23 protein-coding genes and 1 pseudogene are annotated in these 26,544 nt (G+C 60.8%); 13 read left to right on the forward strand and 11 right to left on the reverse strand.

All coding sequences use genetic code 11. The features are described from left to right. Positions 1-42 precede the first annotated feature (42 nt). The 6 genes from DYL59_RS08365 to DYL59_RS08390 all read left to right on the forward strand — a co-directional run bounded on the left by DYL59_RS08365 (position 43) and on the right by DYL59_RS08390 (position 8,980). Positions 43-1,440 carry a sigma-54 interaction domain-containing protein gene (locus DYL59_RS08365; protein WP_135288752.1) on the forward strand — a complete coding sequence of 466 codons (1,398 nt, stop codon included), beginning with the start codon at positions 43-45 and terminating at the stop codon, positions 1,438-1,440. Positions 1,441-1,727: 287 nt separating this feature from the next. Continuing rightward, positions 1,728-3,119: a GntP family permease gene (locus DYL59_RS08370; protein WP_135288753.1), complete on the forward strand. Its 1,392-nt coding sequence runs from the start codon at positions 1,728-1,730 to the stop codon at positions 3,117-3,119. 7 nt (positions 3,120-3,126) lie between these two features. After that, positions 3,127-3,900: a 3-hydroxybutyrate dehydrogenase gene (locus tag DYL59_RS08375; protein WP_135288754.1), complete on the forward strand. Its 774-nt coding sequence runs from the start codon at positions 3,127-3,129 to the stop codon at positions 3,898-3,900. 169 nt (positions 3,901-4,069) lie between these two features. Beyond that, entirely contained in the window at positions 4,070-6,022 is a 1,953-nt protein-coding gene (locus DYL59_RS08380; protein ID WP_135288755.1) for an acetoacetate--CoA ligase, read from the forward strand. A gap of 143 nt (positions 6,023-6,165) precedes the next feature. Further along, positions 6,166-8,661: a hybrid sensor histidine kinase/response regulator gene (locus tag DYL59_RS08385; RefSeq protein WP_135288756.1), complete on the forward strand. Its 2,496-nt coding sequence runs from the start codon at positions 6,166-6,168 to the stop codon at positions 8,659-8,661. 43 nt (positions 8,662-8,704) lie between these two features. Beyond that, positions 8,705-8,980: a peptidylprolyl isomerase gene (locus tag DYL59_RS08390; RefSeq protein WP_003174397.1), complete on the forward strand. Its 276-nt coding sequence runs from the start codon at positions 8,705-8,707 to the stop codon at positions 8,978-8,980. 120 nt (positions 8,981-9,100) lie between these two features. Here the strand turns inward: DYL59_RS08390 and DYL59_RS08395 are convergent, their stop codons facing one another. The 8 genes from DYL59_RS08395 to DYL59_RS08430 all read right to left on the reverse strand — a co-directional run bounded on the left by DYL59_RS08395 (position 9,101) and on the right by DYL59_RS08430 (position 15,697). Continuing rightward, positions 9,101-10,006, reverse strand: coding sequence for a sugar kinase (locus DYL59_RS08395; RefSeq protein WP_135288757.1), 906 nt, complete (start codon positions 10,004-10,006; stop codon positions 9,101-9,103). A gap of 111 nt (positions 10,007-10,117) precedes the next feature. Next, positions 10,118-11,326 (reverse strand): amino acid deaminase, encoded by a 1,209-nt coding sequence (locus DYL59_RS08400; protein WP_135288758.1) that lies wholly within the window; start codon positions 11,324-11,326, stop codon positions 10,118-10,120. A 9-nt stretch (positions 11,327-11,335) separates the two neighbouring features. Then, the gene (locus tag DYL59_RS08405; RefSeq protein WP_135288759.1) at positions 11,336-12,100 is read right to left on the reverse strand and encodes an IclR family transcriptional regulator; all 765 of its coding nucleotides are present in this window, start codon (positions 12,098-12,100) and stop codon (positions 11,336-11,338) included. 181 nt (positions 12,101-12,281) lie between these two features. Then, the gene (locus DYL59_RS08410; RefSeq protein ID WP_005788829.1) at positions 12,282-12,671 is read right to left on the reverse strand and encodes a RidA family protein; all 390 of its coding nucleotides are present in this window, start codon (positions 12,669-12,671) and stop codon (positions 12,282-12,284) included. Between the two features lie 15 nt (positions 12,672-12,686). Continuing rightward, entirely contained in the window at positions 12,687-13,469 is a 783-nt protein-coding gene (locus tag DYL59_RS08415; protein ID WP_135288760.1) for an amino acid ABC transporter ATP-binding protein, read from the reverse strand. Then, entirely contained in the window at positions 13,466-14,128 is a 663-nt protein-coding gene (locus DYL59_RS08420) for an amino acid ABC transporter permease (protein WP_025857548.1), read from the reverse strand. Before DYL59_RS08420 ends, DYL59_RS08415 begins: the two co-directional genes overlap by 4 nt. A gap of 11 nt (positions 14,129-14,139) precedes the next feature. After that, the gene (locus DYL59_RS08425; protein ID WP_105699205.1) at positions 14,140-14,802 is read right to left on the reverse strand and encodes an amino acid ABC transporter permease; all 663 of its coding nucleotides are present in this window, start codon (positions 14,800-14,802) and stop codon (positions 14,140-14,142) included. 46 nt (positions 14,803-14,848) lie between these two features. Next, a complete protein-coding gene (locus DYL59_RS08430) occupies positions 14,849-15,697 on the reverse strand; it encodes a transporter substrate-binding domain-containing protein (protein WP_094951635.1) in 849 nt (282 codons plus the stop codon). Between the two features lie 333 nt (positions 15,698-16,030). On the opposite strand from DYL59_RS08430, the gene DYL59_RS08435 reads away from it, so the two are divergent. The 3 genes from DYL59_RS08435 (at position 16,031) to DYL59_RS08445 (ending at position 17,101) form a co-directional block, all read left to right on the forward strand. Beyond that, complete coding sequence (locus DYL59_RS08435) at positions 16,031-16,279, forward strand: hypothetical protein (protein ID WP_135288761.1); 249 nt, start codon at positions 16,031-16,033, stop codon at positions 16,277-16,279. Positions 16,280-16,352: 73 nt separating this feature from the next. Then, on the forward strand, positions 16,353-16,724 hold the full coding sequence (locus DYL59_RS08440; RefSeq protein WP_135288762.1) for a thioredoxin family protein: 372 nt from the start codon (positions 16,353-16,355) through the stop codon (positions 16,722-16,724). Positions 16,725-16,870: 146 nt separating this feature from the next. Then, complete coding sequence (locus DYL59_RS08445) at positions 16,871-17,101, forward strand: hypothetical protein (protein WP_135288763.1); 231 nt, start codon at positions 16,871-16,873, stop codon at positions 17,099-17,101. Here DYL59_RS08445 and DYL59_RS08450 read toward each other — a convergent pair. Beyond that, positions 17,094-18,656, reverse strand: coding sequence for a TerC family protein (locus DYL59_RS08450; protein ID WP_135288764.1), 1,563 nt, complete (start codon positions 18,654-18,656; stop codon positions 17,094-17,096). The two genes, DYL59_RS08445 and DYL59_RS08450, sit on opposite strands and share 8 nt — an antisense overlap. Positions 18,657-19,134: 478 nt before the next feature. On the opposite strand from DYL59_RS08450, the gene DYL59_RS08455 reads away from it, so the two are divergent. Both DYL59_RS08455 and DYL59_RS08460 read left to right on the forward strand, forming a co-directional pair. Beyond that, positions 19,135-20,142 carry a substrate-binding domain-containing protein gene (locus tag DYL59_RS08455; protein WP_135288765.1) on the forward strand — a complete coding sequence of 336 codons (1,008 nt, stop codon included), beginning with the start codon at positions 19,135-19,137 and terminating at the stop codon, positions 20,140-20,142. 64 nt (positions 20,143-20,206) lie between these two features. Then, positions 20,207-21,322: an MDR/zinc-dependent alcohol dehydrogenase-like family protein gene (locus tag DYL59_RS08460; RefSeq protein WP_135288766.1), complete on the forward strand. Its 1,116-nt coding sequence runs from the start codon at positions 20,207-20,209 to the stop codon at positions 21,320-21,322. Between the two features lie 133 nt (positions 21,323-21,455). Here DYL59_RS08460 and sohB read toward each other — a convergent pair whose 3' ends face one another. Continuing rightward, positions 21,456-22,481, reverse strand: a complete 1,026-nt coding sequence (gene sohB / locus DYL59_RS08465; protein ID WP_135288767.1) for a protease SohB — start codon at positions 22,479-22,481, stop codon at positions 21,456-21,458. Positions 22,482-22,677: 196 nt separating this feature from the next. Between sohB and DYL59_RS08470 the strand changes: the two genes are divergently transcribed. Both DYL59_RS08470 and DYL59_RS08475 read left to right on the forward strand, forming a co-directional pair. Then, the gene (locus DYL59_RS08470; RefSeq protein WP_135288768.1) at positions 22,678-23,388 is read left to right on the forward strand and encodes a histidine phosphatase family protein; all 711 of its coding nucleotides are present in this window, start codon (positions 22,678-22,680) and stop codon (positions 23,386-23,388) included. Positions 23,389-23,444: 56 nt separating this feature from the next. After that, positions 23,445-23,759: an SCP2 sterol-binding domain-containing protein gene (locus tag DYL59_RS08475; protein ID WP_135288769.1), complete on the forward strand. Its 315-nt coding sequence runs from the start codon at positions 23,445-23,447 to the stop codon at positions 23,757-23,759. 143 nt (positions 23,760-23,902) lie between these two features. Here DYL59_RS08475 and DYL59_RS08480 read toward each other — a convergent pair. Continuing rightward, positions 23,903-26,540, reverse strand: a pseudogene (locus DYL59_RS08480) (MGH1-like glycoside hydrolase domain-containing protein). Positions 26,541-26,544 lie beyond the last annotated feature (4 nt).

The following is a 26,544-nucleotide window of genomic DNA, read 5'->3' on the forward strand; positions in this document are numbered from 1 at the left end:
GGGGAGCGCGCCCGACCCCCAATTTGCGTTGACGGCATCCCTATGAACACCAGCGAAAGCCTCAAGGATTATCAACAGGTTCGCGGCCTGGCCATCCAGTCACTGTTCGAGATCATCGAGCAGTCCAGCGAGGGCACGGTGATTGTCGACCGCGACGCCAATATCGTGTGGATGAACGAACGCTACGCCAGGCGCTTTGGCCTCAAGAGCGCCGACGAAGCCATCGGCCAGCCCTGTGAGCAGGTAATCTCCAACAGCCTGCTGCGCCAGGTGGTGCGCAACGACCAGCCGATCTTGCTGGACATCCAGGACACGCCCAAGGGCCCGTTGGTGGTGATGCGCCTGCCGATCCACAACGATGCCGGTGCGGTGATCGGCGCCATCGGCTTTGCGCTGTTTGATGAGTTGCGCAACCTCTCGCCCCTGATCGAGCGCTACTTGAGCATGCAGCAAGAACTGGCCTCGACCCGCTCGTTATTGCGCTCACGCCAGAGCAAATACAACTTCGCGCACTTTATCGGCACCAGCGCCGCCAGCCTCGAAGTGAAACGCCGGGCGCGCCGCAGTGCCAGCGCCGAGTCGCCGGTATTGCTGCTGGGAGAAACCGGCACCGGCAAGGAGTTGCTGGCCCAGGCGATTCACGGCGCTTCACCACGGGCGAGCAAAGCGTTTGTCAGCATCAACAGCGCGGCGATTCCCGCGGACCTGCTGGAAGCCGAGTTCTTCGGCACCGCGCCAGGTGCGTTTACCGGTGCCGACCGCAAGGGTCGTCCCGGCAAGTTCCAGATTGCCCAGGGCGGCACGCTGTTCCTGGACGAAATCGGCGACATGCCCCTGGCGCTGCAGAGCAAATTGCTGCGGGTGTTGCAGGAAAAGGAATACGAGCCGGTGGGCTCCAACGAGATGCTGCACAGCGATGTACGGGTGATCGCGGCCACGTCCATGGACCTGGAGGCGGCGATCAAGCGCGGGGAGTTCCGTGCCGACCTGTATTACCGCCTGAACGTGCTGCCAATCCAGGTGCCGCCCCTGCGTGAGCGGCTGGAAGACATTCCGGCGTTGAGCGAGGCGATTCTAGAGGAGTTGCGCAGCCAGCATGAACTGGACCGTGAAGCCCTGGCATTGCTGGCCCAGCATGCCTGGCCGGGGAATATCCGTGAGTTGCGCAATGTGCTGGAGCGGGCGGCGTTGCTCAGTGATGACCTGGTGTTGGATGCCCGGGAAATTCGTGCGGCGATTGGCACCTTTACTCCCGTCGAGCGCAATGCTGTGGCGGCGATAGAGGGTGAGAGCTTCAGTGCGGCGCGGGAGCGGTTTGATCGGCAGGTGATTGGCGCAGCGTTGAAGGCGTGTGAGGGGAATGTGGTGGAGGCGGCCAAGCGGTTGGGGCTGGGGCGGTCGACGCTGTACAAGAAGATGGTCGCCCTAAGCATCGCCTAGTCTCCATATCGAGATATAAGTCTCAAATTCAAGAGCATCCAATGTGGGAGGGGGCTTGCTCCCGATGGCAGTGTGTCATCTAGCAGATTTTGCAACTGACACTCCCTCATCGGGGGCAAGCCCCCTCCCACATTTGATCCTCATTTTTCTCAAGATAGAGACAGCATTCGACCCCACTTATAAATTATCCATATTTATCAATCACTTAACTGTTTGGCACATATTTAGCTATAGCCCTTCCCCACAGCAACACCCCCACAAAAATAACAATCCGATGGAGACACACCATGAGTGTGATCATTGCCCTGGCAGCCCTGGCGCTGCTGATGCTGGCTGCTTACCGTGGCTATAGCGTTATCCTGTTCGCCCCCATCGCCGCCCTCGGCGCTGTCCTGCTCACCGACCCGTCCGCCGTGGCGCCTGCGTTTACCGGGGTGTTCATGGAGAAGATGGTCGGCTTTATCAAACTGTATTTCCCGGTGTTCCTGCTGGGCGCGGTGTTCGGCAAGCTGATCGAGCTGTCGGGCTTTTCCCGTTCGATTGTGGCCGCTGCGATCCGTTTGCTCGGTACCCGCCAGGCGATGCTGGTGATCGTGCTGGTCTGCGCCCTGCTCACCTACGGCGGCGTGTCGCTGTTTGTGGTGGTGTTTGCGGTGTACCCATTTGCGGCGGAGATGTTCCGCCAGAGCAATATCCCCAAGCGCCTGATCCCGGCCACCATCGCCCTGGGTGCGTTCTCGTTCACCATGGACGCCCTGCCCGGCACGCCGCAGATCCAGAACATCATCCCCAGCACCTTCTTCAACACCACCGCCTGGGCCGCGCCGTGGCTGGGCCTGATCGGTACGATCTTCGTGTTCTGCACCGGCATGCTGTACCTGGCGCGCCAGCGCAACAAGGCCCAGCGCGCTGGCGAAGGGTATGGCACGCAGCTTCGCAACGAGCCGGAAACCGCCGACAACCTGGCGTTGCCCAACCCTTGGATCGCCTTGTCGCCCTTGATCTTGGTGGGCGTGATGAACCTGCTGTTCACCCACTGGATTCCACAGTGGTACGGCAAGACCCACAGCCTCGCCCTGCCGGGCATGAGTGCACCGGTGACCACCGAAATCGCCAAGCTCACCGCGATCTGGGCGGTGCAGGCGGCCTTGCTGGTGGGCATCGTCATGGTGCTGGTGTTTGGTTGGTCGGCCATCAAGAGCAAGCTCGCCGAGGGCAGTAAAAGTGCGGTGAGCGGCGCATTGCTAGCGGCGATGAACACTGCCTCCGAATACGGCTTTGGCGCCGTGATCGCTTCGCTCCCGGGCTTTCTGGTGCTGGCGGACTGGCTCAAGGGCATCCCCAACCCGCTGGTCAACGAAGCCATTACCGTGACCCTGCTGGCCGGTATCACCGGTTCTGCGTCGGGCGGCATGAGCATTGCCCTGGCGGCCATGTCCGAGAGCTTTATTTCGGCGGCCCATGCGGCCAATATCCCCCTTGAAGTGCTGCACCGGGTCGCGGCCATGGCCAGCGGCGGCATGGACACCCTGCCCCACAACGGCGCGGTGATCACCCTGCTGGCGGTTACCGGCCTGACCCATCGCGAAGCCTACAAGGATATTTTCGGCATCACGATCATCAAGACCCTCGCGGTGTTCGTGGTGATCGGTACTTTCTACGCCACCGGCATTGTGTGAGGTTTGTATGACGACATTGAACGGCAAGACCGCCCTGGTTACCGGCTCTACCAGCGGCATCGGTTTGGGGATCGCCCTGAGCCTGGCCAAGGCCGGCGCCAATTTGATCCTCAACGGCTTCGGCGACGCCAGCACGGTGATCGCCCAGGTGCAGGCGTTTGGCGGCAAGGTGGGGCACCATCCGGCGGACGTCAGCGACCCGGCGCAGATCGCCGACATGATCGCCTACGCGGAGCGCGAGTTCGGCGGCGTGGACATTCTGGTGAACAACGCAGGTATCCAGCATGTGGCGGCGGTGGAAGACTTCCCTGCCGAGCGCTGGGACTCGATCATCGCCATCAACCTGTCCTCGGTGTTCCACAGCACGCGCTTGAGCTTGCCGGGCATGAAGGCCAAGGGCTGGGGGCGTATTGTCAACATTGCCTCGGTGCATGGCCAAGTGGGGTCGGTGGGCAAGGCGGCGTATGTGGCGGCCAAGCATGGGGTGATCGGCTTGACCAAGGTGGTGGGCCTGGAAACGGCCACCAGCAATGTGACCTGCAATGCGATCTGCCCAGGTTGGGTATTGACGCCACTGGTGCAAAAGCAGATTGATGATCGGGCGGCCAAGGGCGTGAGCCCGCAGCAGGCGCAGCATGATTTGTTGGCAGAGAAGCAGCCGTCGCTGGAGTTTGTGACACCGCCGCAGTTGGGTGAGCTCGTACTCTTCTTGTGCAGCGAGGCCGGCAGTCAAGTGCGCGGAGCCGCCTGGAACATCGATGGCGGGTGGTTGGCCCAATAAACACAAACCTCAGCAACAATGAAGATCCCAATGTGGGAGCAGGCTTGCTCGCGAATGCAGTGGGTCAGTCACTGAATTTATCTCTGACCCACCGCATTCGCGAGCAAGCCCGCTCCCACATTGGGTCGGTGTTGTTCCGTAGACTCAAACAAGAACAAGAGATCTCGCAATGTCCGACATCCTCTGGCAACCCTCCCCGGAACGCATCGCCGCCACGCGCATGGACCAGTTCCGCCGCTACATCAACGAACGCTACAACCTTCAGCTCAACGACTACCCCGCACTGCATCAGTGGAGCATCGAGCAGCGCCCGGACTTCTGGCAGGCCATCGTCGCGTTTTTCAACGTGCAATTTCACAGCCCGCCCAGCGCCGTGCTGATCGAAGGCGACCAAATGCCCAGCGCCCAGTGGTTCCCCGGCGCCACCCTGAACTTCGCCGAGCACCTGCTGCGCCGCCGCGACGATCACCCCGCCGTGGTGGCCATCAGCGAAGACGGCCAGCGTGAACAATTGACCTACGCCGAACTGGCCCGGCATGTCGCCGGCCTGCAACGCAGCTTACGGGCCGCTGGCGTGACCCAGGGCGACCGGGTGGCCGCCTGCATGCCCAACACCTGGCAAACCCTGGTCGGCATGCTGGCCACCACCAGCCTGGGGGCGATCTGGTCATGTTCGTCGCCCGATTTCGGCACCCAAGGCGTGATTGACCGTTTCGGCCAGATCGAACCCAAGGTGCTGATCACCTGCGCCGGTTACCGGTACGCCGGCAAGGCCATCGACCAGACCGCCAAGCTCAATGAAATCCTCGAACGGCTACCCTCCCTTGAGCACCTGATCATCGTGCCGTACGCCCGGCCTCAGGCGCGGGTCGAGGATTATCAGAGCGCTGCCAGCGTCCAGCTGTGGCATGACTTCTACACACCCGGCGGCGAACCGCAATTTGTCGCGGTGCCCTTCGATCACCCGCTGTACATCCTCTATTCCAGCGGCACCACCGGCGTGCCCAAATGCATCATCCACGGCACCGGTGGCGTGTTGCTCACCCACCTCAAGGAGCACGGCCTGCATGCCGACCTGTCCCGCGACGATTGCCTGTTCTACTACACCACCTGCGGCTGGATGATGTGGAACTGGCTGGTCTCGGTGCTGGCCATCGGCGCCACGGCGGTGCTGTATGACGGCTCGCCGTTTCATCCGGGGTCGGAGCGCTTGATCGACCTGATCGATGCCGAAAAAATCAGCGTATTCGGCACCAGCCCCAAGTTCCTGGCCCCCCTGGAAAAGGCCGGGTTGCAACCGCGCCTGAGCCATGACCTAAGTAGCCTCAAGGGACTGATTTCCACCGGTTCGCCGTTGTCGCCCCAGAGTTATGACTACGTGTACCGCCAGATCAAGGCCGAGCTGTGCCTGTCATCCATGTCGGGCGGCACCGATATCGTCTCCTGTTTCGTGATCGGCAACCCGGTCCTACCGGTACGCCGTGGTGAGATGCAGTGCAAAAGCCTGGCGATGGCCATCGAGGTGTGGAACGACCAGGGCCAGCCGTTGGTCGGCGACAAAGGCGAGCTGGTGTGCACCCGTCACTTTCCCGCCATGCCCATCGGCCTGTGGAACGACCCCGAGCAGAAAAAACTGCGTGCTTCGTATTTCAGCCAATTCCCCGGCGTATGGGCCCAGGGCGACTACGCCGAACAACGCCCCAATGGCAGCCTGTTGATTCACGGCCGCTCCGACGCCGTGCTCAACCCTGGCGGCGTGCGCATTGGCACGGCAGAGATCTATCGCCAGGTGGAAAAGGTGCCTCAGGTGCTGGAAAGCCTGGCCATTGGTCAACGTTGGCAGGATGACGTGCGGGTGGTGCTGTTTGTGCGCCTCAATGACGGGGTTGAACTGGATGACGCCCTCGAACAGCAGATCCGCCAGGTGATCCGCGCCAACACTACCCCGCGCCACGTGCCGGCCAAGATCCTTGCCGTCGGCGATATCCCCCGCACTATCAGCGGCAAGATCGTCGAATTGGCGGTGCGCAACGTGGTGCACGGTGAGCCGGTGAAAAACACCGATGCATTGGCCAACCCCCAGGCGCTGGAGGAGTTTCGCAACCGCCCGGAACTGGCGTGAAGATGAAAGGTTTCAGCCCTGCGGCACTCATTTGAAGACAAAACCCCAATGCATGCTATTTTTCGAGGGGTAGTCAGCCGTTCCCCAGTCGCGGGATAATCGGCGTTTGTCATATTTCAAAGCGTTACGCGCAGGGCTTTTTCATGAATGGAACATCCACCGTCAGCCACGCCGGCGCCTTGATTGCGCAGCTGGATTGGGCGCAAAGCCCGCTCGGTGAGGCCAACGAATGGCCGCAAAGCCTGCGCACCGCAGTGGACATCGTTATCCACTCACCGATGCCGATGCTGCTGCTGTGGGGCAGCCAACTCACCCAACTGTATAACGACGGCTTTGCCGCACTGGCGGGCAACAAGCACCCCGAAGCCCTGGGCCAGCCGGCGCACGTGACCTGGCCGGAACTGCACAGCTTTACCGCGCCGATCTACGACGCGGTGCTCGACGGCCAGGTACGCACCTTCAGCGAGCAGCGCTTCATCCTGCAACGCAACAACCGCGACACCGAGATCTGGCTGGACCTGACCTACAGCCCGATCCGCGATGAAAGCGACAGCGTGGCCGGCATCCTGGTCACCGCCATCGAAACCAACGAACGCCGAAAGGCCCGCCACAACACCGAGCAACGCCTGCAACTGGCACTGGCGGCGACCGACGCGGTGGGCACCTGGGACTGGGATATCGGCGAAGACCGCTTTATCGCCGATGCCCACTTCGCCTACCTGCACGGAGTCGACCCACACGAAGCCAGCCAGCTGCCCATCAGCGACTATCTGCACGGCGTGCACCCCGAAGACCGGGGCATGGTGGCGCGCAGCATCAAGCATTGCATCACCTTCGGCACCGAGTACGCCGAGGAATACCGCCTGCAACAGGCCGATGGCACCGTGCGCTGGGTGTTTGCCCGTGGCCGTTGCTACAAGGACCATCAAGGCCGCCCGGCACGCTTCCTGGGGGCTGCGCTGGACCTTACCGAGCGCAAACACACTGAGCAGGCGTTGCGCCAAAGCCAGACCGAGCTGCAACTGATCATCAACGCCATGCCGGTGCTGATCGGCTATGTGGACCACGAGCAACGCTTTCGGCTGAACAACAGCGCGTACCTGGAGTGGTACGGCATGACGCCCCAGGAGCTGTACGGCAAGACCATCCGCGAAGTGCTCGGCGATGAGGTGTATGCCGGGCGCGAAGACAAGATCACCGCCGCGCTCAAGGGCAAGGCCTGCAGCTTCATGACCGTCACTCCACACCGCGACGGGCGACCACGCCATGCGCTGATGAAATACCTGCCGCGCTTCAGCAATGACGGCTCGGTGAACGGTTTTTACATCTTTGTGATCGACGAGACCGAACGAAAGCTCACCGAAGAGGCCCTGCGCCACCTCAACGAAAACCTCGAAGAACGCGTGGCCCAGCGCACCCAGGCCCTGGCCGAAGCCAACCAGCGTCTGCAGAACGAGATGTACGAACGCGAACGTGCCGAGGACGCCCTGCGCCACGCACAAAAGATGGAAGCGGTGGGCCAACTTACCGGCGGCATTGCCCACGACTTCAACAATATGCTCACGGGCATCATTGGCAGCCTGGACTTGATGCAGCGCTATATCGCCGCCGGGCGCAGTGATGAGATCGGCCGGTTTACCGATGCGGCCGTGTCGTCGGCCCATCGCGCGGCCGCCCTCACCCACCGCTTGCTGGCGTTCTCACGCCGCCAGTCCCTGGACCGACGGCCACTAGACCCCAACCAGTTGGTGGCCTCCCTGGAGGATCTGTTTCGCCGCACCAAGGGCGCCCACATCAGCCTCAAGGTGCAACTGGGCCACGACATCTGGCCGGTCAACACCGATGCCAGCCAGTTGGAAAACGCCCTGCTCAACCTGGTGATCAATGCGCGTGATGCCATGCCAGACGGTGGCGAATTGCTGATCGAAACCGCCAACAGCTACCTTGACGGCACCGACATCACCACCCTGGAACCGGTCAAAGCCGGTGACTACGTGATGCTCGGCGTGTGCGACAACGGCACAGGCATGGCACCCAAGATCCTGGCCAAGGCGTTCGACCCATTTTTCACCACCAAGCCCATCGGCCAGGGCACCGGCCTGGGCTTGTCGATGATCTACGGCTTTGCCCAGCAGTCCGGTGGCCATGTAACCATTCACAGCGAGCCAGGCCAGGGCACATGCGTGCGCCTGTACCTGCCGCGCCTGCATGGCACCGCACTGGAAAGCAGCCTGCCGCAGCATTTGAGCGAAGCACCGGTGGCCCTGGCCGGCGAAGCCGTGGTGGTGGTGGAGGACGACCCGGCGGTGCGGATGCTGGTGGTGAATGTGTTGGATGAGTTGGGCTACACCGCCCACCAGGCCGCCGATGCGCGCACCGCCTTGCCACTGCTGGAATCGGATTTGCGCGTGGACCTGCTGGTGACCGACGTGGGCCTGCCGGGCATGAACGGCCGGCAACTGGCGGAAATCGCCCGTCAGCATCGGCCGGGCCTCAAGGTGTTGTTCATGACCGGCTATGCGGAAAAAGCCGCCGAACGCCAAGGCTTCCTGGAGGACGGCATGGACATGGTAGCCAAGCCATTTTCCATCGACCTGCTGGCCACCAAAATCCGCAGCATGATCAGCGTCGCCGAATGAGTTCAGGCATAATCGCGCGCCGTCGCACACCTGGTAGAGACCAATGAAAGCCCAAGCCCGTCATATCCTGGTGAAAACCAGTGAAGAAGCCGAACAACTCAAGCAGCGCATTGCCAAGGGCGAAGCCTTTGATGTGCTGGCCAAGAAGTACTCCACCTGCCCGTCGGGCAAGCGCGGGGGGGATTTGGGTGAAGTACGGCCGGGGCAGATGGTGGGAGCCATTGACGCGGTGATCTTCAAGAAGCCGGTGAAGGTGGTTCACGGGCCGATCAAGAGCAAGTTCGGGTATCACTTGGTGCAGGTGTTTTACCGGGACTGAGGGGTTGCCTTTAAATCGCTTTCGCGAGCAAGCCCGCTCCCACAGTTGACCGCATTTTATCTGAAGGAATGCAGTCGAATGTGGGAGCGGGCTTGCTCGCGAACCGCCAAAGGCGGCCATTCAACGAGGGATCAAGGCTCCTGACATTTGAATAACCCGACTCGCCAGTCGATGCCCGGCAATGGCGGCTTGTTCGGGCGAATTCCCTTTGAGCCGACCGGCCAAATACGCCGCACTGAACGAATCCCCCGCCGCCGTGGTATCCACCACCTTCTCAACCTTGACCGCTGGCACCGCAAACCGTTCGCCCGCGCAGCGAACCAAACACGCATCCGCGCCACGCTTGAGCACCACTTCCCCAATCGTCGGGTAGGCGGCAAACACCTGCTCGCTGTCGGCATAGCCAAACAAGGCCAACTCGTCGTCCTCGGTTAGCAGCGCCATATCCACCTGCGCCAATACCGTGTGATACGCCACACGCGCCGCCTCGACATTGGCCCACAGCCGCGGCCGGTAGTTGTTGTCGAATACCACTTTGCCGCCGCGCCGCCGGGTCTCGATCAGTGCTTGCAGCAAGCGCTCACGCCCGACCTCTCCCAGCACCGCCAGGGTGATGCCGCTGAAATACACCACGTCGTAGTCCGGCAACGCGGCCAGGATCGGCTCGGCGGCGGGCGTGGTGAAGCAGTCGCGCACAGCCGCTTCATTGCGCCAGTAAAGGAATTTGCGCTCGCCATTGGCATCGGTCTGGATGCAGTACAAACCCGGCAAGCGTCCGGGCAGGCGCTGGACCATGGACAGGCCAAGGCCTTCGTCGGTCCAACGCTGGCACATGGCGTCGCTGAAACTGTCGTCGCCCAGGGCGGTGACGTAGTCGACGTTGCCGGTATCGCCCAGCTCTCGGCGCAGGTACACCGCCGCGTTCAAGGTGTCGCCGCCAAAGCTTTGGTGCAGGCTGCCGTCGGCGCGGTGTTGCAGTTCGATCATGCATTCGCCGATGAGGGCGATTCTGGGGGTTGTGTTCATGCCTGAATCTCTGGTGTGGCTGATGGCCTCATCGGGGGCAAGCCCCCCTCCCACATTTGGAATGCATTTCAAGTGTGGGAGCGGGCTTGCTCGCGAAGGGAGCGACTCGGTCTAGAAGCAGGTGTGCAAGCTCTCGATCACCTGCAACTGCTCATCCACCAGGCAACCCACCTGCCACTTGTCAAAGGTCAGGCACGGATGGGACGTACCAAAGGAGATGATGTCGCCAATGCGCAACTCAACCCCCGGCGCCACGGTCATGAATGCATGCTGGTCCATCACCGCCGTGACCTTGCACGCGCTTACATCCTCCCCTTCGGCGGGCACAATACCGGCCTTGTAACGCTTGAGCGGCACCGGCAAACCGGCATCGTAGGCCACGTCGCGTTTACCAAGGGCAATCACGGCAAAACCGGGCTCGGGCAACGATTGCACATGGGCCCAGACTTCCAGCGCCGGGCGCAGGCCTTCGCTGAGGTCGCTGCGACGGTCGAGCACGCAGCATTGCGCCTCTTTGTAGATACCGTGGTCGTGGGCCACATAACTGCCCGGACGCAGCACACTGAGGAAGCGGCCAGCAGCGTTCTGTTCTTCGAAAGACTCGGCGATCAGGTCATACCAGGCCGAACCCGACGCGGTGACGATGGGCTTGGGCAGGTCGAACGAGCCGTTGTTTTGCAGGTCCACCGCCAGGCGCACCAGGCTGGCGGCAAACTCGCGGATGCCACTGATAGCGTGTTCGCCGTGAATCACCCCTTCATACCCTTCGATACCCGTAAGGGCCAGCGCGGGCTGGGCCTTGATCGCCTTGGCCAGCTCGCGCACTTGCTGCTCGCTGCGACAGCCACAACGCCCGCCTACCACGCCGTACTCGATCATGACGTTCAGGCGCAGGCCACGGGCGGCGAAGAACAGGCCCAGGTCGGCGACGTTGTCCGGGTGATCGACCATGCAGTGAAAGTCAAAATCCGGGTCGGCCAACAGGTCGGCGATCAACGCCATGTTCGGCGCGCCCACCAGTTGGTTGGCCATCAAGACGCGACGCACGCCACCGGCATAGGCGGCACGGGCCTGCACGGCGTTGGCCAGGGTAATACCCCAGGCACCGGCGGCGATCTGACGCTGGAACAGCGCTGGCATCATGCTGGTCTTGCCGTGGGGCGCCAGTTGCGCGCCACTGTTGCTGACAAACGCCTGCATCCAGCGAATGTTGTGCTCCAGGGCGTCGCGGTGCAGCACCAGGGCCGGCAGGCTGACGTCACGGACCAGGTGGGCACCGACGGCGGCGGCGCCCTTTTCAACGGCATTGATGGCAGACATGAAATGCTCCTATTCGTTGATGCGACGGGCCAGGTGGTTGGCGCTGTCAATCAACACCCGGCGATAGTCGTTGTAGTTTTTAATGGCATCGGCCCGTGGCGCGACGATGCACAACGTTGCAATGCTGATGCCCTGGGCGTCTCGCACCGGGGCGGCAAAGCAATGGGTAAAGGTGTCGGCCACGCTGTCGAAGGAAAAGAAGCCATCGAGGGTGGCCTGCCGGATCTGCGCCAGGAAGGTATCCAGTGGCAGGCGCTGGCCATCCGGCAGAATGAAGTCGTCGTGGTCGATCAGGTCGACGATTTGCTGGTCACTCAAGTGCCCCAGCAGCAGGCGCCCGGAGGCGGTCCAGGGGATGGGGGCGTTTTCGCCGATATCCGATGAGATGCGGAAATGCCGCTCCCCTTCGCGCATCAGCGCTACCGTGTATTTGCGCCCATTGAGCAGGCACATCTGCGCGGTTTCGTGGGTTTGGCTGACGATCTCCTGCAGGGCATGGTCGGCCTCGCGGGTCAGGTCGAAATGGCGCAAGTGCGCTTGGCCAAGGAAGTACAGCTGGCGACCGAGATAAACGTGCCCGTCCTTGCCCACGGTTTCCAGGATGCGTCGCTCCAGCAACGATGCGACCAATTCATAGACCGTGGACTTGGGGCTACCGATGCCACTGGCAATATCATTCGGGCGCAGGGGCTGGCCGATTTCCTTGAGAAAATCGAGAATATCGAATGCCCGGTCCAGGCCTTTGGCGCGGCGTTTGATGGTGTCTTCGGTCATGGCAATGGGCGTCCGGTCAAAGTTCTATGGTCTGGCTGCGATCCACTGTGGGAGGGGGCTTGCTCCCGATAGCGGTGTGTCAGCCAACACCTCTATCACTGGACCACCGCCATCGGGAGCAAGCCCCCTCCCACAGTTCTCATTCCACACTGGATCTTCAGTGGGCTCTAGATGCCGGCATTTAGCCTTTTTTCTTGTAGGCCACGCAATCAATCTCCACCTTGCAGTCCACCATCATATTGGCCTGCACACAGGCCCGCGCAGGCGCATGTTCGGGGGTGAAGTATTCGCCGAACACCTTGTTGAAGCTCCAGAAGTCACGCGGGTCTTCCAGCCAGACGCCCACGCGTACCACGTCCTTGAGTTCGTAGCCGGCTTCTTCGAGGATCGCCACCACGTTGCGCATGGTTTGCCGGGTTTGTTCGACGATGCCGCCGCTGATGATTTCACCGTCCACCGCCGGCACCTGGCCCGAGACGTAGAGCCAGCCGTCCGCTTCCACCGCACGGGCAAAAGGACGAGGCTGGCCGCCGCCGGCGGTGCTGCCGGTTCCGTAACGTGTAATGCTCATAAAATAGGCTCCTGATTAAAAACGAATGTTCTTCAAAAATTCCGCCAGGCGCGGCGACTGCGGGCGCTCGAAAATATCTTTCGAGGTGCCCTGCTCCTCGATACGGCCCTGGTTCATGAAGACGATCTTGTCCGACACTTCATAGGCAAAGCGCATTTCGTGGGTGACCAGCAACATGGTCATGCCCTCCTCCGCCAAGCCCTTGATCACACTGAGCACTTCGCCCACCAACTCCGGGTCCAGCGCCGATGTGACTTCGTCAAACAGCATCAAACTCGGGTTCATGGCGATGGCACGGGCAATCGCCACGCGCTGTTGCTGGCCGCCAGACAACTGGCCGGGGAAGTGGTTGCGCCGCTCCAAAAGGCCTACACGCTCCAGCCATTTTTCGGCCAGGGCCACGGCTTCGTCCTTGCCCATCTTCTTGACCTTGAGCAGGCCGAGGGTGACGTTTTGCAAGGCGGTCAAATGGGGGAACAGGTTGAACTGCTGGAATGCCATGCCGGTCATGGCGCGGTGCTGGGCAATCACCCGCTCAGGGTGACGCACGCGTTTGCCGGCAATTTCGCTGTAGCCGATGGACTCGCCGTCGAGGGTGATCTGCCCGCCCTGAAACTCTTCAAGCAGGTTCACACAGCGCAGCAACGTGGTCTTGCCCGAGCCGCTGGAGCCGATCAAGGTCACCACGTTGCCGCGCTGCATGGTCAGGTCAACGCCCTTGAGCACTTCGACCTCGCCGTACTGTTTGCGCAGGCCACGGATGTTGAGCAGCGGTTGGTTGGTGTGAGGTTGGTTCATGGCAAGGCCACCCGCTTTTCAATGTAGCGCCCGAATAACTCGATGGCGTAGTTGATGACAAAGAACAGAAAACCCGCGAACAGGTAGAACTCCAGGGTCATGAAGGTGCGTGCAATGACCTGCTGGGTACTGAGCAGCAATTCCGCCACGCCGATTACCGACAGCAAGGTGGAGGCCTTGACGATTTCCGTGGAGGAATTGACCCAGGTCGGCAATATCTGACGCAACGCCTGGGGCAGCAGCACATAGCCCAGGGACTGGTAGAACGTCAGGCCAATGGCCTTGCCCGCTTCCAGTTGCCCGCGGGGAATGGCTTGCAGCGCCCCACGCACGATCTCCGAAACATGGGAGCCGCAAAACAGCGTCAACCCCACCGCACCGGCCTGGAACGCGGTGATCTGCCAGCCGAGGGCCGGCAGCATGTAGAAGCAGGCCAGCACCAGCACAAACACCGGCGTGCCACGGATCAAATCCACATACAGGCGAAACGGTGCACGCATCCAGAACTTGCCGTAGGTCAGGATCAACCCGGCGACGATGCCGATCAGGGTGCCGAAGATAATCGCCAGCGCCGACACATAAACACTGGCCTGAAAGCCCGCCCACAGGGTATCCCGGGCAATCCACAACTCATGCAGCCAGCTTGGGGACTCGTACATGGAAGCCCTCCTTAACGACGGATCGCCAGACGCTGTTCCAAGTAACGGAGCAGCATGGCAATGAGGTAACAGGCAGCCACGTAGAGCGCGGTCGTGACCAGCCAGGTTTCGATCACCCGGTAGCTTTCGACGTTGATCTTGCGGGCGTAATAGGTCAGCTCCGGCACCGCGATGGCGGCGGCGAGCGAGGTGTCCTTAAACAGAGAAATAAAGTTGTTCGACAGCGCCGGCAGCACGTTGCGCAGCATCACCGGCACGGTGATGTAGGCGCGGATCCGCCACTCACCCAGCCCAATTGCCAACCCCGCTTCCCGCAGGCCCTTGGGAATATTCAACAGCCCGGCGCGGAACACTTCGGTCAGGTAGGCACCGGCGTACAACGACAAGGTGATGATGAACGAGGGGATTTTATCCAGGCGAATCCCGAGCGATGGCAACGCAAAGTAGATCAACAGGATCAGCACGAGGATCGGCGTATTGCGCACCACCGTCACATACACCGAGGCGAAGATTCGCAACGCACGGTGCTTGGACAGCATGGCAAACGCCATCATCAAGCCGATCACGCAGCCGATGGCGATCGACAGCAATGCCAGTTGCAGGCCCAGACCGAGCCCCGCCAGCAAGGTGTCGAAATCGCGCCAGACGGCGGCAAAGTTCAACTGATAGTTCATGGTCAGCAGTACCTGAATGGGGCGCCGGGACGGGCGCCCCGGTTATTCACTTGAATTCAACCGGGAAGCCAATGGCAGGTTCTGGCAGGTCCACACCAAACCATTGCTTGAACGAGGCCTTGTAGGTGGGGAACTCCACGCCGGTCATGGCTTCATGCAGGGCCGTGTTGACGAAGTTCAGCCAGTCCTGGTCGCCACGCTTGACCGCGCACGCATAGGTCTGCGGGCTCCAGGCGTAGGTGGGGCTGCGGTAGCGGCCGGGGTTTTGCACCATCAGGTACTTGACCGAAGACTGGTCGGTGGCGGCAGCATCGGCGCGGCCGGAGTTCACGGCCTGGTACATCAGGTCAACGCTGTCGTACTGATCGACCTTGGCCTTGGGCAGCGCCTGATGCACCAGCTCTTCGGCATACACGTTTTGCAGCACGGCCACGGTGACACCGTCGCCACCGGCTTGCAGGTCTTCGATCTCTTTGTACTTGCTGTTGTTGGGCAGCAGCAGGCCCACGCCTTCGCGGTAGTACGGCAGGGTGAACGCCACCTGCTGGGCACGGCTGGCGGTGACGGTGATGAACTGGCAACTCATGTCGACCTTGTTGGTGAGCAGGTTGGGAATGCGGGCGTCGGAGGACTGCACCACAAATTCGACTTTGCTCGGGTCGTTGAACAAACCTTTGGCCACAATGCGGCCGATGTCGATATCAAACCCCTGCAACTTGCCATCCGCTCCCTGGAAGTGCCACGGCGCATTGGTACTGCCTGTACCCACGATGAGATGCCCACGCTTGAGCACATCATCGAGCTTGCTGTCCGCCGCCTGCACAACGCTTGCGAGGGAAGCCGATGCGGCGAAGAGAAAAACACACGCTTTGAACACGGAAGGTCGGTGATGCATGACAAGCACTCCAGAAGTTGTGTATTCCGCTATACCGGAACTTAGTATGTAACAACGGAATAGACAGCAGAAAGTGTGCCATAGGCAGTAACGGAAAAACATGTCCGAAATAAACATCTTATAAATCAGCCAGATAAATAGCCCCGGCGAGCAAGGCGTTACGCCAGCAGCCACCACCGGCTTGCTACCCAGGGCCCCACATTGCGGTGACAGGCCCCACCCCAGTGCGCCACCAAGGCGTTACCCCGCACCGTTGCAGTGCGTGCAACCTATGGAAAATCCCTCCCACTGGACTAGCCTTGACGCAACCCTCTCGACAAGGATTGCCCCCCGATGAAGTGCCGTACCACCCTGGTTATGCTCTCCCTTCTACTGGCCGCCAGCGCCAACGCCAGTAATGACCGCCGTGAGTGCAAGGAGCAATTGCGCAAGCTCAACGCCGCCTTGAGCACCAACTACACCAGCCAGAACCACCACGGCTATCGCAAGGCCAAAGCCTCACGGGACAACGAGGAATACAAGAAATGCGCGAGCCAGGCGCGCAAGGAGCGGGAACGCCTGGAGCGCGACAGCAACCTGTGAAGGTTGACAGTAGACGGTTGTCACACCCCGGCTTAGCGTTGGCAGACCCCCTCACCACCAAAGGGAGATCGCCATGGGGATTGCTACCACCGTCATCGCCAATGCCGAGGATTTTCAGCGGGTACTGAAAACAACTCACCCAGTGTTCCTGCTGTTTGTTTCGCAGCATTGCCCCGCCTGTGCCGATGCCGGCCCCTTGTTCGAGCTGATCGCCAGCAAATATCCCCGGGTCGTGAGCCTGGTGCTCGATTGCGCTGAAACCCCCAGGCACCTCGAAGTGACCGGCACACCGACCCTGCTGATCTACCTGGACGGCGTGCTGATGGAGAAACTCAAGGGCTTCGGCCCGGAAGACGGCCAGGCCGAACGGGTGGAGAAAACGTTCAAGCGCTACGCCAAGGCCGGTCGGCCGGTCAGGCGCGAGCGAAGGACGGAGAAACCCTGAACCAGGCATTGATCAAGGCGGACCAGGCGCTGTATGTGTCAAAGCACGGCAAAGGATCGCGCTGCTTTTTACAACCCTGCCTAAGGCCGCTCACCCTCCATTCGCGCGCCAAACCCACCTTTGAATTTGCCCAATCGCAAAAGCTGATGATTGAAAATGACGGCGGCTCCCTGGATGCCGCGCAACTGCAGGTCGGCCAGTCGAAGTCTGGTCAGTGGAACGCCTGTGCGCTGGTACGCAATGTACCGACCCGCGTGACCATGGTGTTCCAACCCGTGCGCGGGAAGCTGGAGAGCATCCCGGCACTCAAGATCAGGTTTCGCAGCCTCAAAGGTGAGGACAATGTGGTGAAGTTCAGCGGTGTGGCGATTAACTGAGGGGATCGCGCTGCAGGCTGACCTGCGTCACCCGCCGATCTTCCACCACCGCCACGCTCAAGCGCCAGCCCTCATGCACCAGGCTGTCACCCACCACCGGCAGGCGATCCAATAGGCTCATCACCAGGCCCGCCAGGGTCTGGTAGTCCTCGGTGGCCACAGCCTGGAAACCCGTGCGCTGGCGGACCTGGTTGAGGTTCAAGGCGCCATTGGCCAGAAAGCCTTCGCCCTCCTCGACAATGTCCGGCCCCTCGATTTCGCTGGCATCGGGTAGCTCACCGGCAATGGACTCGAGAATGTCGGTCATGCTCAACACCCCCATGAAGTCGCCGAATTCGTTGATCACAAAGGCGATGTGGGTCGATTCCTGGCGCATCTGCTCCAAGGCGTTGAGCACCGAGAAACTGTCCAGCAGGTTGATGGCCCGGCGCGCCAGGTGCTCCAGGTTTGGCTCGTTGCCGGCCAGGTACTCCTTGAGCAACTCCTTCTTGTGCACAAAACCCAGGGGCTCATCCACCGCGCCGTTACGAATCAACGGCAGGCGTGAGTAGGAGGAGTGCATCAGCTTCAGGCGGATGCTCTCGGGGTCGTCGGCCAGGTCGATGTAGTCAACCTTGGCTCGTGGCGTCATCAGGCTGCGGATCGGCCGCTCGGCCAATTGCAGCACGCCGCTGATCATCACCCGCTCGCGGCGGTCAAACAGCGGGCCTTGCATCGCATCCGGCTCGCCCAGCAGGTCGGCAACGTCTTCACCCACCTCTTCCACCGCCAGGCTGCGGCCACCCAGCAAGCGCATTACCGCATGGGCAGTCCGCTCACGGATCGGCAATGCACCCTGCGCCGACTTCTTGCGACGGGCGCGGGCAATCTGGTTGAACACCTCGATCAGGATCGAGAAGCCAATGGCCGCGTACAGGTAGCCCTTGGGAATATGGAAGCCCAAGCCTTCGGCGGTCAGGGCAAAACCGATCATCATCAAGAAGCCCAGGCACAGCATGATTACCGTTGGGTGCGCGTTGACGAAGCGGGTCAGCGGCTTGCTCGCGATAATCATCAGGCCGATGGAAATGATCACGGCGATCATCATCACCGCCAGCTCGTCCACCATGCCCACGGCGGTAATCACCGCGTCCAGGGAGAACACCGCGTCGAGCACCACGATCTGCGCCACGATGGGCCAGAACATCGCGTAGGCCACGTTGCCGGTGCGTTGAGCCACATGCCCCTCAAGGCGCTCGTGCAATTCCATGGTGGCCTTGAACAACAGGAACACACCGCCAAACAGCATGATCAGGTCACGCCCGGAGAAGCTCTTGTCGAACACTTCGAACAGCGGCTGGGTGAGGGTCACCAACCAGGAAATACTCGCCAGCAGGCCAAGGCGCATCAGCAACGCCAGGGACAAACCGATCAACCGCGCGCGGTCGCGCTGCTCCGGCGGCAGTTTGTCCGCCAGGATCGCAATAAACACCAGGTTGTCGATGCCCAGTACCAGTTCCAGCACAATCAAGGTCAACAGGCCGAGCCAGGCCGTTGGATCCGCTAACCATTCCATTTATTTCAGTCTCTTCAGTCAGTGTTCAGAATGCCGGGCACGGCAAGGCGCGGTCAGTGGACCGGTACAAGGCTAGCAGTCGGAATACGGGGTGCTTGAGCGGGAACGGCGGCAGCGGGTGTCTTGGGGAAAGACGACTGGGGGGCTCCGAGAGGGTGTTCATGCAAATCCTGCAACAAGAAAAGGACTTGAATCGTACAGTTGAAACGGAAAATTCCCACAGAGCAAAACTATTACAAGATCTGTAAGCTGCAAACCGCCAACCTGATCAAATGATCATTTGATGAAATTAATATCAGCAAGCACACAACAAATATCATGCCAATTATTTAGAAAATCCCGACAAAAGCTCGGAAAACGTCTTTTTTTGGGTTTAAGGCAAAAGAATTTGACTGATCAGATTTTCATTTGATAAACATGTGTGCACAACAAGGCAATGAATGAACGACTGACTACAACAATAAATGGGGTGCTCATCATGAAACTTGGTATGACCTTCGCCGCCGCTGCGGCCCTTTCTCTCCTCTCCACCAGCATCGCCCTGGCTGCCGACGGCAAGACCTACAAGGTCGGCGCTGCGGTCTACGGCCTCAAGGGCCAGTTCATGCAGAACTGGGTGCGCGAGCTCAAGGAGCACCCCGCCGTCAAAGACGGCACCGTGCAGCTAACGGTGTTTGACGGCAACTACGATGCGCTGACCCAGAACAACCAGATCGAAAACATGGTGACCCAGCACTACGACGCCATCCTGTTCGTACCCATCGATACCAAAGCCGGCGTCGGCACGGTGAAGCAGGCCATGAGCAACGATGTGGTGGTGATCGCCTCGAACACCAAGGTTGCCGACCCGTCCGTGCCGTATGTCGGCAATGACGATGTGGAAGGTGGCCGCCTGCAGGCACAGGCCATGGTGGACAAGCTCAACGGCAAGGGCAACGTGGTGATCATCCAGGGCCCGATTGGCCAGTCGGCGCAGATCGACCGGGAAAAAGGCGAGCTGGAAGTATTGGGCAAACACCCCGATATCAAGATCATCGAGAAAAAGACCGCCAACTGGGACCGCGCCCAGGCCATGACCCTGACCGAAGACTGGTTGAACGCCCACCCCAAGGGCATCAACGGCGTAATCGCGCAGAATGACGACATGGCCCTCGGCGCCGTGCAGGCCCTGAAATCCCATGGCCTGACCTCCAAGGATGTGCCCGTCACCTCCATCGACGGCATGCCGGACGCCATTCAGGCCGCCAAGAAAGACGAAGTCACCACCTTCCTGCAGGACGCCCAGGCCCAGTCCCAGGGCGCACTGGACGTGGCCTTGCGCGCCTTGACCGGTGACGACTACAAACCCAAGTCAGTGATCTGGGAACGCTACGCCAAGGACGTCAAATGGGGCGATGGCACCGCGAAGAACTACATCCTGCCCTGGGTGCCGGTGACCAATGCCAATGCCGACGCGCTGTACAAGCAAGTCAGCGGCGCCAAATAACCCGTTGCCGGTTGACCGCTCCCGCAGCGGGAGCGGCTCGCTCATCTTTGCCGTGAGGTCTACCATGTCCACCGTCACCGAACGCCCGCAGGAACAGCTGTCCCCGACCATCCCGAAAACCATGCAGGCGGTGGTCTGCCATGGCCCGGAAGACTACCGGCTGGAAACCGTCGACGTGCCCATCCCCGGCCCTGAAGAGATCCTGACCAAGGTCGAGCTGTGTGGCATCTGCATGGGCGACATCAAGACCTACCGGGGTGCTCCCTCGTTCTGGGGCGATGCCGAGCAACCCCGCTATGTAAAACCACCGATGATCCCTGGCCATGAGTTCGTGTGCCGCGTGGTCGCCCTGGGCCCCGGCGCAGAAAAGCGCGGCGTGAAGGTCGGTGATCGGGTCATCTCCGAACAGATCGTGCCCTGCTGGGGTTGCCGCTTCTGCAACCACGGCCAGTACTGGATGTGCCAGAAGCACGACCTCTATGGCTTCCAGAACAATGTGCAGGGCGCCATGGCCCAATACATGATCTTCACCAAGGAAGGCATCATCCACAAAGTGCCGGACTCCATTGCGCCGGACGAAGCGATATTGATCGAACCCCTCGCCTGTTCCCTGCATGCGGCTGAACGCGCCAATGTGGACTTTGACGATGTGGTGGTGGTCGCCGGTGCCGGCACACTGGGCCTTGGGATCATCGGCGCGGTGCGCATGCGCAACCCCAAGAAACTCATCGTGCTGGACATGAAACCCGAACGCACCGCCCTCGCCCTGCGCATGGGCGCCGACGAAGTGTGGAACCCGGCGCAAGTGGACGTTTTGGCGAAGATTCGCGAGATCACCGAGGGTTATGGATGCGACATCTACATCGAAGCCACCGGTCATCACAAAGCGGTGAACCAGGGCCTGGCGATGCTGCGCAAGCTGGGACGCTTTGTGGAATTCAGCGTGTTCAATGACGAGGCCACGGTGGACTGGTCGATCATCGGCGACCGCAAGGAACTGGATGTACTTGGCTCGCACCTGGGGCCGTACATGTACCCGCGCGCCATCGACTTTATCGGCAACCGCAAGATCGATATGCGCGACGTGGTCACCCACAAATTTGCCCTGGCGGACTTCAAGGAAGCGTTTGCGGTGATGGAGCGTGGCGACAAGTCGCTGAAGGTTGTGCTGGAGCCCTAAACATCACATGAAAACAATGTGGGAGGGGGCTTGCCCCCGATGAGGGAGTGTCAGTTGATACATTCATCACTGACCCACCGCCATCGGGAGCAAGCCCCCTTCCACAAGGATCACCTACATTTGCTGGATTGGGTTACCAAAACCGCTGCTGGGTCAGACGGCTCCACCAGGTCAACAGCACCCGATCCACCGACCCACTGGCCGCCAAGCCCACGCGCTCCTGCAAGCTCTTGCGCTCGGCATAGTGCAGGTGGAACACCTCGGCCGTCTTGGCCTTGGTGGCCAGGTATTCGTCACTGGTCTGCAGTTCGTCCACCAGTTGTTTGTCCAAGGCAGCAACACCCAACCACACCTCACCGGTCGCCACGTCATCAATCGCCAATTGCGGGCGATAGCGCGACACGAAGTTCTTGAACAGTTGATGGGTAATGTCCAGGTCTTCCTGGAACTTCTCACGGCCCTTCTCGGTGTTTTCGCCAAACACGGTGAGGGTGCGCTTGTATTCACCGGCAGTGAGCACTTCAAAGTCGATGTCATGCTTTTTGAGCAGGCGGTTGACGTTGGGCAACTGCGCCACCACGCCGATGGAGCCGAGGATGGCAAACGGTGCGCTGATGATCTTCTCGCCGATGCACGCCATCATGTAGCCGCCGCTGGCTGCGACCTTGTCGATGCACACCGTCAGGGGCACGCCCGCCTGGCGGATTCGCGCCAGTTGCGAAGAAGCCAGGCCGTAGCTGTGAACCATGCCGCCGCCGCTTTCCAGACGCAGCACCACCTCGTCCTTGGGTGTCGCCAGGCTCAGCAGCGCAGTGATTTCGTGGCGCAGGCTCTCGGTGGCCGAGGCCTTGATATCGCCGTCAAAATCCAGCACGAACACCCGTGGCTTGGCCTCGGGCTTGTGCTTGCCCTTCTTCTTTTCTGCCTTGGCTTCGGATTTGCGCAAAGCCTTGAGCTGGTCCTTGTCGAGCAGGGTCGACTCCAGGCGCTCACGCAGGCCCTTGTAGAAATCATTGAGTTTGCTGACCTGCAATTGGCCGGCGGATTTGCGGCGACCTTTGCTGCGCAGGGCTGCGAAGCTGATCAATACCACCAGAATAGCGACCACCAGTGTGACGGTCTTCGCCAGAAAGCTCGCGTATTCGGCCAGAAAATCCATGTTGCTCCTTACAGTTGCAGTGCGCCACGCGCGGAATGGCCCAAGCATACCGGCGGCACCGCGTTCGAGCCAGTGATCAAACCGCCAGCAATGCAGGGCTCCAACGAGCTTTTAAAACAAGCGTATGTTTTTTCATTGACAGGCCGCAGGCATCCTCATAACCTCGCCAGACTTTCAACGTACCGGGAAAACGGACGTGGGCAGCATCTATCTGATTCGACATGGCCAAGCCTCCTTCGGTGCAGACGACTACGACGTACTGTCCCCCGTTGGCGTGGAGCAAGCCCAAGTGCTCGGCCGCCACCTGGCGGACATGGGCCTGGTGTTCGACCGTTGCGTGGCCGGCGACCTGCGCCGCCAGCAACACACCGCCACCGCCGCTTTCGATCAATACCGTACGCTTGGCCTGCCGGTGCCGGCGCTGGAAGTCGACAGCGCCTTCAACGAATTCGATGCCGACGCTATCATCCGCGCCCTGCTCCCCGACCTGCTCGACAGCGAACCCGACGCCCTGGAGATCCTGCGCAATGCCGCGCACAACCGCAGCGAATTCCAGCGCATCTTCGCCCTGATCATCGAGCGCTGGCTGGCGGGCACCTACGACCCGCCAGGCCTGGAAAGCTGGCTGGGGTTTGTCGAGCGCGTCCAGGGTGGCCTGCAACGCTTGCTTGAAGCGGCCGACAACTCGCAGAAGATCGCAGTATTTACCTCCGGCGGCACCATCACCGCCCTGCTCCACCTGATTACCCGAATGCCTGCCGCCCAGGCCTTCGAGCTGAATTGGCAAATTGTTAACACCTCGCTCAACCAGCTGAAATTCCGTGGTCGCGAGGTGGCACTGGCTTCCTTCAACAGTCATGCACACCTGCAACTGTTGAAGGCGCCGCAGCTCATCACGTTCCGATAAGCTGCGGCCAACCGTGACCCCAAGGTCACTGGACTCTACCCTAAAGGATCGAAACCATGACTGACGTAGCCAACGCTGTAGAAGCAATGAAAGCCAAATTTGACCCAAGCGCCGCTGCCGGCCTGGATCTGGTTTTTGGCTTCCGTATCGATGAATCTCAGCACTTCTCGCTGGTGGTCAAGGATAAAACCTGCGAACTGCTGGAAGGTGAAAACCCAGACGCCCAAGTGACCCTGGTCATGGACGGCGACACCATGAAAGGCCTCGTCAGCGGCGAAACCGACGGTATGCAGGCCTTCATGGCTGGCAAGCTGCGCGCCGAAGGCGACATGATGCTGGCCATGAAGCTGAGCGAACTGTTCCCATCCTGATTCACGGGTAACCCTGAATCCCTGCGGAGCGGGCTCGTGTGGGAGCGGGCTTGCTCGCGAATGCGGTGTATCAGTTGACCAATCCATGACTGACACGCCGCATTCGCGAGCAAGCCCGCCCCCACATTTGGTTCATCCACACCTTAGGTCTTTGCCTGTAGCAACAACGCCACCAACGCACTCCACCCCGTCTGATGTGACGCCCCCAACCCACGCCCGGTCTCCCCATGAAAATACTCATGGAACAGCACCAGGTCGCGGCTCGCCGGGTCAGCCTCCAACTGCGCATACCCCGCCATCGATGGCCTCAAGCCATTTTCATCCCTTAGAAACAACCCGATCAGGCGCTCGCTGAGGCTGTCAGCTACCTCCTCCAGAGATGCCAGATACCCGCTGCCCGTCGGATACTCCACTGAGAAGTTGTCCGCGTAGTAGCGGTGAAACTCGCGCAAGGATTCGATCAGCATGTAGTTCACCGGCATCCACAACGGCCCGCGCCAATTGGAGTTGCCGCCGTACAGCCGCGAGTCGGATTCGCCTGGTTGGTAGCTGGCGCAAAGCGTGTTGCCATTCATCTTCAACGCCAGGGGTTGCTCGGCGAAGGCCTTGGACAGTGAGCGCACGCCAAATGCCGATAAAAACTCGCGGTCATCCAACATGCGCCGCAGCAGATCCTTGGTGCGCTCACCGCGCAGCAATGCCAGCAGCAAGCGATTGCCTTGCCCCGGCTCATTCCAGCGCGACACGAGTTTGGCCAGGTCCGGCCGATGCTTCATAAAACCCAGCAAGCGCTCACGCAACCCGTCCAGACCTTCATGTTCGCGTTGCTCCAGCACCAACACTGCAAACAGCGGCATCAAGCCGACGATGGAGCGCAGGCGCACGGGTTCGTTCTCACCATCGGGGCGATGCAGCACGTCGTAGAAAAACAGGTCCTGTTCATCCCACAAGCCTTCGGCGCTGTCGTCGACGCGGTTGATGGCGCCGGCGATATACAGGAAGTGCTCGAAAAACTTCACCGCAATATCCACGTACACGCCGTTACGCTTGGCCAGTTCCAGGGCTATGCGCATCAGGTCCAGGGCATAGGCGGCGACCCATGCGGTACCGTCGGCCTGATCCAACTGGTAACCCGGCGGCAACGTGGCCGAGCGGTCGAACAAGGCGATGTTGTCCAGCCCCAGAAAACCACCTTGGAACAGGTTGCGCCCCTCGGCGTCCTTGCGGTTGACCCACCAGGAAAAATTCAGCAGCAGCTTGTGAAAGATCCGCTCCAGGAAATCCATATCGCCTACGCCGTTCAGCGCCTTGTCCTGCTGATACACCCGCCAACTGGCCCAGGCGTGTACCGGTGGGTTGGCGTCGTCGAAACGCCACTCGTAGGCCGGCAACTGGCCATTGGGGTGCATGAAGCGGTCCTTCACCAGCAACAGCAGTTGTTGCTTGGCGTAACCCGGATCGATCAGCGCAAAGGCCACCGCCTGGAAGCCTTGGTCCCACGAGGCATACCACGGGTACTCCCAGGTGTCGGGCATGGAGAGGATGTCGAAGTTGGACAAGTGCCTCCAATGGGTATTGCGGATATGCAGGCGCTCGGGCGGCGGCGCGGGCTGGGCCGGGTCGCCGTCGAGCCATTGATTGACGTCGAAATAGTACAGCTGCTTGGACCACAACAACCCCGCCAATGCCTGACGCTGCACGTTACGCGCATCCTCAGAAGCAATGCCGTGCTGCAAGGCGGCGTAGAAGTCATCGGCCTCCTGGCGGCGGCGTTCGAAGAGCTTGCGGGCGTTGACCTGAGCTGCGTCCACGGGAGAAAAACGCAGATACAGGATTTTGCTCTGCAGGCCCGCCAGTTCGAGGATAAAGCGCGCGGCCACCTTGGTGCCGCGGTCACGGCGGATCGCCGCTTGATCACCACCCACCACGTAGTCGTTGATCCCATCCTTGAACGGCCCCGGCGCCGGTTGCCCGTCCAGCCGAGGCAGATTGCTGTCGTTTTCGCAGAACAGCCATTCCACAGCTTCCTGGCCCCAGGCACTGAGGTGGCGGTCAGGCAACTCATGATGGCGGGCAAGCACATATTCGCCCGCCATTTGCAACTGGGGCTTGGGCGCATCAACGGTCCAGCTCCAGTCATTGCGCGCCCACAACTGGGGCAGCACTTGCAAGCGCGTGGGCTGCTGCGAGCGGTTATGCACGGTGACCCGCATAAAAATATCGTCGGGTTCATGCTTGGCGTATTCAACGCAGACGTCGCAATAGTGGTTGTCTTCGAACACCCCGGTATCGAGGATTTCGTACTCGGCATCCTCCAGGCCACGGCGGGCGTTCTCGGAGATCAGGTCGGCATAGGGGAACGCGGCATGGGGATATTTGTAGAGCATGCGCATGTAGGCATGGCTCGGCACACCATCGACGAAAAAGTACAGTTCCTTGACGTCTTCACCGTGGTTGCCCTCGGCGTTGTTGAGGCCAAACAGGCGCTCCTTGAGGATGCTGTCGCGCTCGTTCCACAGGGCCAGGCCCAGGCACCAGCGTTGTGCCTTGTCGCTGAAACCGGCCAGGCCGTCCTCGCCCCAGCGGTAGGCGCGGCTGCGGGCATGTTCATGGGGGAAGTACGCCCAGGCATCGCCATCGGCGCTGTAGTCTTCGCGCACCGTGCCCCATTGGCGTTCACTTAAGTAAGGCCCCCACTCGCGCCAACGCTCGGCCTGTTGGGTTGCCAGGCGCTGGCCTTCAATCGTGTCGAGCATTTCGGTTTACGGGCGTGGCCGTCATTGGG

Origin of the sequence: Pseudomonas kairouanensis, assembly GCF_004682055.1 — a bacterium.
Lineage (GTDB): Bacteria > Pseudomonadota > Gammaproteobacteria > Pseudomonadales > Pseudomonadaceae > Aquipseudomonas > Aquipseudomonas kairouanensis.